Source organism: Clostridium lentum (genome assembly GCF_014287815.1).
Classification (GTDB): domain Bacteria; phylum Bacillota; class Clostridia; order Clostridiales; family Clostridiaceae; genus Clostridium; species Clostridium lentum.
Map to the genome: position 1 here is coordinate 22,724 of NZ_JACOOQ010000024.1, position 7,263 is coordinate 29,986.

Annotated in this window: 6 protein-coding genes; all 6 read left to right on the plus strand. The window is 30.5% G+C overall.

Translation table 11 applies throughout. The annotated features are described in order from the left end of the window. Positions 1-93: 93 nt before the first annotated feature. Complete coding sequence (locus H8R92_RS12025; RefSeq protein ID WP_022210985.1) at positions 94-411, plus strand: MazG-like family protein; 318 nt, start codon at positions 94-96, stop codon at positions 409-411. Between the two features lie 21 nt (positions 412-432). Further along, positions 433-2,376: a DHH family phosphoesterase gene (locus H8R92_RS12030; RefSeq protein ID WP_186835588.1), complete on the plus strand. Its 1,944-nt coding sequence runs from the start codon at positions 433-435 to the stop codon at positions 2,374-2,376. 107 nt (positions 2,377-2,483) lie between these two features. After that, a complete protein-coding gene (gene rplI / locus H8R92_RS12035; RefSeq protein ID WP_022210983.1) occupies positions 2,484-2,930 on the plus strand; it encodes a 50S ribosomal protein L9 in 447 nt (148 codons plus the stop codon). Positions 2,931-2,978: 48 nt separating this feature from the next. After that, positions 2,979-4,835 (plus strand): Lon family ATP-dependent protease, encoded by a 1,857-nt coding sequence (gene lonC / locus H8R92_RS12040; RefSeq protein ID WP_370545587.1) that lies wholly within the window; start codon positions 2,979-2,981, stop codon positions 4,833-4,835. A 145-nt stretch (positions 4,836-4,980) separates the two neighbouring features. Then, positions 4,981-6,318, plus strand: coding sequence for a replicative DNA helicase (locus H8R92_RS12045; protein ID WP_186835589.1), 1,338 nt, complete (start codon positions 4,981-4,983; stop codon positions 6,316-6,318). Between the two features lie 21 nt (positions 6,319-6,339). Beyond that, on the plus strand, positions 6,340-7,143 hold the full coding sequence (proC, locus tag H8R92_RS12050) for a pyrroline-5-carboxylate reductase (RefSeq protein ID WP_186835590.1): 804 nt from the start codon (positions 6,340-6,342) through the stop codon (positions 7,141-7,143). The last annotated feature ends 120 nt before the right edge of the window (positions 7,144-7,263 follow it).

The window sequence follows — 7,263 nt, forward strand, 5'->3', positions numbered from 1 at the left end:
TTACATATTATGTAACTGATAAGTCTATTTAGTTGCATAAATTATAAAATATTATTAAAATAAATATACAAGGGTATAAGGGAGGGGGAAGTTGTGAAAAAAGAAGAGTTAAATATTATGGCTAATATGAAAATGATAGAAGAGCTTAAGGCAAATTTATTATGTATAATAGGTGAATTATATTCTCTTTTAGCAAGAGGAAGTAGTGCAGCTCAAGATGCTATTTTAAATTGTATTTCTGGGGCCATTTTAATATTATATGTATTAGCACAAAAATTAGGGTATAGCTGCAATGAAGTAGATGATGATATGAGTAAAAAATTAAAAATTGGCATAAATGAAGGCCATTCATATGAAAAAGAGGGGAAAAATCTAAGTAAGCTTCAAAATCACCTTAAAAAAAGGTATTAATATAAAATTAGGAGGCTTTTAATGAAAGAAAGGCTACAAAAGTATGATATTTTTTTAATATGTGCTGTAATAATTTTAGCAAGTATTATTTCTTTTTACACATATAATTTTTTTCTAGCAACTATTTTTTTAGTAATACTGCTATATGTTATTTTATATGAAACGATAAATATAAATAATACAAATGATCAGTCAAGTTTAATAACTTCCAAAATAAAGCTTAATATAAATGATAATATTTCAGATATGTCATACCCCATTGCTTTAATACATGAAAATGGTGAAATCATATGGGGTAATAAGAGATTTAAAAAAGAATTAAGCAATAAAGATATAGAAGAACAAAATATCTTATCTATAGCAAGAGATTTAGACTTACAGAAATTATTAAAGTGTGATAAAGATTTAAAACAGCGAGTTAAAATTAAAGAAGGATTTTACAGTGTATATGCAAATCAAATAAAATATGATGAAGATAAAGAAGATAATTTATATATAGTTTATTTTATTGAAGTGAGCAACTTAAGAGACTTGTATGCTACAAAGGAAAGCGTAGTACTTATAGAAGTAGATAACTTATCAGAAGCTTTGGAAAGAACTGAAGAAAATAACAGACCTATGCTTGTAGCAGAAGTGGAAAAAGCCATAAATGCATATGGACAAAAGCTTAAGGCTATGATTGTAAAATATGAATCAAATAAGTATGTTTTATCAGTACAAGATAAGTACATAAATGATGAAATAAATTGCAAATTTGATATACTAGAAAAAATATCAGGCATTGATATAGGAAATAAGTTAGAAGTTACCTTAAGTATAGGTGTTGGAAGAGGCGGAGTATCACCTCAAGAAAACTATAACTTTGCAGTAATTGCTAAGGAGTTAGCCTTAGGAAGAGGTGGAGATCAAGTAGTTGTAAAAAATAATGATAAAATCCACTTCTTTGGTGGAAATACAAGAGAACTTGAAAAGAGAACAAGAGTTAGAGCAAGGGTTATATCCCAAGCAATTAAGGAATTAATTTTTGAAAGTAGCAATGTATTTATAATTGGTCATAAGAATCCAGATATGGATTGCTTAGGAGCATCAGTAGGCCTTTGGACTACTATCAAACAATTAGGAAAGAATTGCAATATAATATTAGAACAGGACATTAATGCCATAGAATACTATCTACAACAATTAAAAAAGGATAGTGCATATGATAATATGTTTATAACTGGTGAAGAAGCAGAAAAATATATAAATGATAAAACACTTTTAATAATTGTTGATGTTCATAATAAAGGCTATGTTAAAAATATAGATTTAGTTGAAAAGATTAATCGAAAAATAATTATAGATCATCATAGAAGAAGCCCGGATATTATTGAAGGTGCATTATTAAATTATATTGAAGTGTATGCTTCATCAACTTCAGAAATGGTAACAGAAATAATACAATATATACTTAAAAAGCCTATTATCAAGCCTTTAGAGGCAGAAGGACTTTTAGCTGGTATTGTTATGGATACAAAATGCTTCCAGTTTAAATCAGGTGTAAGGACTTTTGATGCAGCAGCATTTTTAAGAGAATTAGGAGCAGATACTTTAGAAGTTAAAAAGATGTTTGCTGATAGTTTTGAAGATTACTTAGTTATAGCTGAAACAATTAAGAATGCAGAAGTGGAAAATAATCTTGCCATAGCTGTATGCCCAAGTTCTTCATCTAATACAGTAATTGTTGCCAGAGCAGCTGATGAACTTTTAAATATATCAGGGATAGATGTATGTTTTGTTTTAAGTGAATCAAATGGAAGTGTTGCCATAAGTGGGCGTTCTGTTGGAGATATTAATGTGCAAGTTGTATTAGAAGAAATAGGAGGTGGAGGTCATATGAATATGGCAGGGGCTAAGTTAAATATGCCAATGGCTGAAGCATTAAGCCTTCTTAAAGAATCTATAGCTAGAAATATTAAAGAATAAAAAAGTTCATTATTTTAACATAGAGCTATTAAGAAATAGTAAAATTATAGATATAATTATAATAAAAAAACAATAAAGAATAAAACTTTAAAGGATAGGTGCATAATATGAAAGTTATATTACTACAAGACGTTAAAAAATTAGGTAAAAAAGGTGATGTTATAGAAGCATCAGATGGATATGCAAGAAATTATCTTTTCCCTAAAAAATTAGCTATGGAAGCAACTGCTAATGAATTACATGTTCTTAATGTAAAGAAAGAAAATGAAAGAAAGAAAAAACTTGCAGAATTAGAAGAAGCTCAAAAGTTAGCAGCTGATTTAAAAGGTAAGGAAGTTAATATTGAAGCTAAAGCAGGAGATGGTGGAAGATTATTTGGTGCAATAACTAATAAAGATATTGCAGAAGCTATAAATAGCAAATTCAATTTATCAATAGACAAGAAGAAAGTTGTTGTAGGTACAATAAAAGTTGCTGGAGGATATGATGTTGAAGTTAAATTATATCCAGAAGTTTCAACAAAGATGAAGGTTGTTATTGTTCCTAAACAATAAGGAGGACTAAATTTGAATTCATTTAATGAAAAATTAGATTTTAAAAATATATTAGATAGTGATTTACCTTTAGAAGCAAAAGTAAATGTACTTTTTGATATATTAAAAAATGTTCTTGATGAAGGTGCAATAAGAGCAAGGACAGTAAGATTTAAATTGCAGAAGTATATTAATTCCACAGATATAAATGAAAGAATATATGCTCTAAATGTTATTGCATCAGATGGAAATGGAGCAAAGATAGTTCCAAATGATAGTGAAGCAGTAGAGGTTTTAGAAGACGTAGTATATTGGATATCAGAAAATATTGCTAAAAAGTATGTTCAAAATAAAATTGAAGTGGAAGTTGAAAAAGCTTTAGCTGAGAGACAAGATAAGTTTATGGATGAAATAAAATTATCTATCATGAAAAAGCAAAAAGGTATTGAAAACTCAAAAACTAATAGTAAGCTTGAAAGATTAGAAGCATTAGATGCTAAGAAGATTAATAAAAATGTAATGTCACTTTTAAGACCAGAAAAATTTGAAGAAATAGTCGGTCAAGAAAGAGCCATTAAGTCACTTTTATCCAAGATGGCATCACCTTACCCTCAACATATAATTTTATATGGTCCACCGGGAGTAGGAAAGACATCAGCAGCAAGACTTGCTTTAGAAGAAGCAAAGAAATTAAACTCTACTCCTTTTGATGAAGATTCAAAGTTTGTTGAAGTTGATGGTACTACTTTAAGATGGGATCCAAGAGAAATAACAAATCCACTTTTAGGTTCAGTACACGATCCAATTTATCAAGGAAGCAAGAGAGATTTAGCTGAAATAGGAGTACCAGAACCAAAGACTGGATTAGTTACAGAAGCTCATGGTGGAGTATTATTCATTGATGAAATTGGAGAATTGGATGATATTCTACAAAATAAACTTTTAAAAGTTTTAGAAGATAAGAGAGTTGAGTTTTCATCATCTTACTATGATCCAGATGATGAGAATATTCCTAAATATATAAAATACTTATTTGATAATGGAGCACCAGCAGATTTCGTGTTGATTGGAGCGACAACAAAGGAGCCGGGACAAATTAATCCAGCTTTAAGATCAAGATGTACAGAAGTATATTTTGAGCCATTATCATCAAAGGATATTGAAGGAATAGTTAATAATGCAGCTAAGAAACTTGAGGTAACACTAGAAGATGGTGTAGCACACTTAATAAGTCAATATACCATTGAAGGTAGAAAAGCTGTAAATATATTATCAGATGCTTATGGATATTCATTATATAATAAAGAAGAAGTAGAGCAAAAAGTAATTTCTTTAAAAGATGTTGAAGAAGTAATATCTATAGGAAGATATACTCCTTTTGAAATATTAAAGAATCTTGAAACTGGAGAAGTAGGCCACGTTTATGGTTTAGGTGTAAGTGGATTTCTAGGTTCTACAATAGAAATAGAAGCTACTGTATTCCATGCTAAGAAAAAAGGTGCTGGTACAATTAAGTTTAATGATACAGCAGGCTCTATGGCAAAAGATTCAGTATTTAATGCAGCATCAGTTATTAGAAAGATAACAGATAAAGATATTAAGGAATATGATATACATGTTAATGTCATTGGTGGAGGACAGATAGATGGACCTTCAGCAGGTGCAGCAATAACTATTTGTATAATCAGTGCTCTTTTAAACAGAAAGATACGTCAAGATGTAGCTATCACTGGTGAAATTTCCTTAAGAGGAAAGGTTAAGCCAGTAGGAGGAATCTTTGAAAAGATTTATGGCGCAAGAAGAAAAGGAATTAAGCTTGTTCTTGTACCAAAGGACAATGAAAAAGAAATTCCTTTAGGTCTTAATGATATAGAAGTAAGAGCAGTAAGCAATATTGAAGAGCTTATGGAAATAGTATTTGAATAAAAAACGAAGGAGCAATCCTTCGTTTTTTTAATAAATTGCTTGGTAGTTAATATATAAAATTTACTTTAAAAAGTACTACTTATGATAAGGGTAATATATTATAATAGTGTTATTGCAAAAAAACATTTGGAAGGAGGAATGCTTTATGGATGCACCTATGATGAGAAGCTTGCCACAAAGTATCGAAGCAGAACAGTCTGTTATTGGAGCGATGTTGATTGACAAGAATGCTATGGCTAAGGTATTTGAAAAGCTAGAAGAAGAAGACTTTTATAGAGATGGACATAAGGTCATATATAATGCCATTAAAGAAATGTACGCAAAAGATATGGCTGTTGATCTAGTTACATTATTAGAGCATCTTAAATCTGCGGATATGTTAGAGAAAGCTGGGGGAGTTACATATATATCAGAGCTTAGTGCTTCTGTTCCAACTACAGCTAATTTAAGTTCATATATAAAGATTGTTGAAGAAAAATCTACTTTAAGAAAACTTATAAAGACATCTACATCTATTATTGAAGAAAGTTATAATAATGGTGGTGATGTTGAGAAAGTAATAGATATTGCCCAAAAGAAAATTTTTGATTTGGCAGAAAATAAAGATTCTAAAGAGTATGAACCACTTTCATCAGTTCTAGAAAGAGGATTCATAGAAATAGAAAGACTGTTTAATAACAAGGGAGAAATAACTGGAGTTGGCTCAGGAATAAAGGATTTAGATGCCAAGACTTCAGGGTTCCAAAAAGGAGATATGGTTCTTATTGCAGCGAGACCTTCCATGGGGAAAACTACATTTTCACTGAATATTGCAGAAAATGCAGCATTGAAAGAAGGAAAAAGCGTAGTGATATTTTCACTGGAAATGTCAAAGGAACAATTGGCTTATAAGCTTTTATGTTCCCAAGCTAATATTGATATGCTAAAACTTAGAACAGGTAATTTAGATGATGATGACTGGGAAAGGATTGCCCGTGCTACAGGACCGCTTTCAAAAGCTAGAATTTACATAGATGATACAGCTGGTATTACAGTTATGGAAATGAGATCTAAATGTAGAAAGATTAAGATGGAGCATGGAATTGATATGATTCTAATAGACTACTTACAACTTATGTCTGGTAGCTCAGCAAGAGATAATAGACAACAAGAAGTATCAGAAATTTCTAGATCTATTAAGGCACTAGCTAAGGAAATGGAATGTCCAGTAATAGCGCTATCACAGTTATCTCGTGCACCTGAGCAGAGAGCTGACCATAGACCTATGCTTTCTGATCTAAGAGAGTCAGGATCAATTGAGCAGGATGCAGATGTTGTTATGTTCTTATATAGAGATGAATACTATAATAAAGAAACTGAACAAAAGAATATTGGTGAATGTATTATAGCTAAGCAAAGAAATGGCCCAGTTGGAACAGTTAAAATGGCATGGATTGGAGCTCACTCTAAGTTTGCAGATTTAGATTTAGTTCATTCAGAATAGATAGAAGAGGTGTGGATTTTAATGAAAAATAAGATGATTGGTTTTATAGGATGTGGAAACATGGGTAAAGCTATGTTAGGATCACTTATAAGTAGTGGAGAAATAAGAAAAGAAAATATAATAGTTTCAGCTAAAACAGAAGCATCTAAAGAAGTTATAGAGAAAGAATTTGCAGTAAAAGCAACTAATGATAATAAAGAAGTAGCAGCAAAAGCCAATATTATATTTTTAGCTGTGAAGCCTCACTTCTTTAAGGAAGTTATATCAGAAATAAAAGATGTAGTAAGCAAAGATTCAATAATTGTATCTATTGCAGCAGGAATTACTATTGAACAAATAGAAGAGTATTTTGGTTTTGTGGTAAAAGTAATAAGGACTATGCCTAATACACCAGCTTTAGTTGGTGAAGGTATGTCAGCTATATGTAAAAATAAACATATTGATGAAGAGGAGTTAAAAGAAGTTTGTTCTTTATTTAATTACTTTGGAAAATATGAATTATTAGAAGAAAAAGACTTCCATGCCTTTACTGCTTTATGTGGTTCATCTCCAGCATATGTCTTTATGTTTATAGAAGCAATGGCTGATGCAGCAGTTAAGCTAGAAATACCAAGAGTTAAGGCATATAAGCTAGCAGAACAAAGTATATTAGGATCTGCTAAATTAGCCTTAGAAACAGGAAAGCATCCAGGAGAACTTAAGGATTCTGTTTGCTCACCAGGAGGAACAACTATTGAAGCAGTTTTAGAGCTTGAAAGGAAAGGCTTTAGAACTGCAGTTATCAGTGCTATAGAAAAATGTGCAGATAAATCAAAAACAATGTAATGGGGACGTCTCATAAATGATTTTTAAATCATTTATGTAGACGACCTCTTTTTTGTTTTTTAGAAAAATTATTCAGTTTATATTATGTAATTAGTGGTAATAAATTTAATTTTAAACACA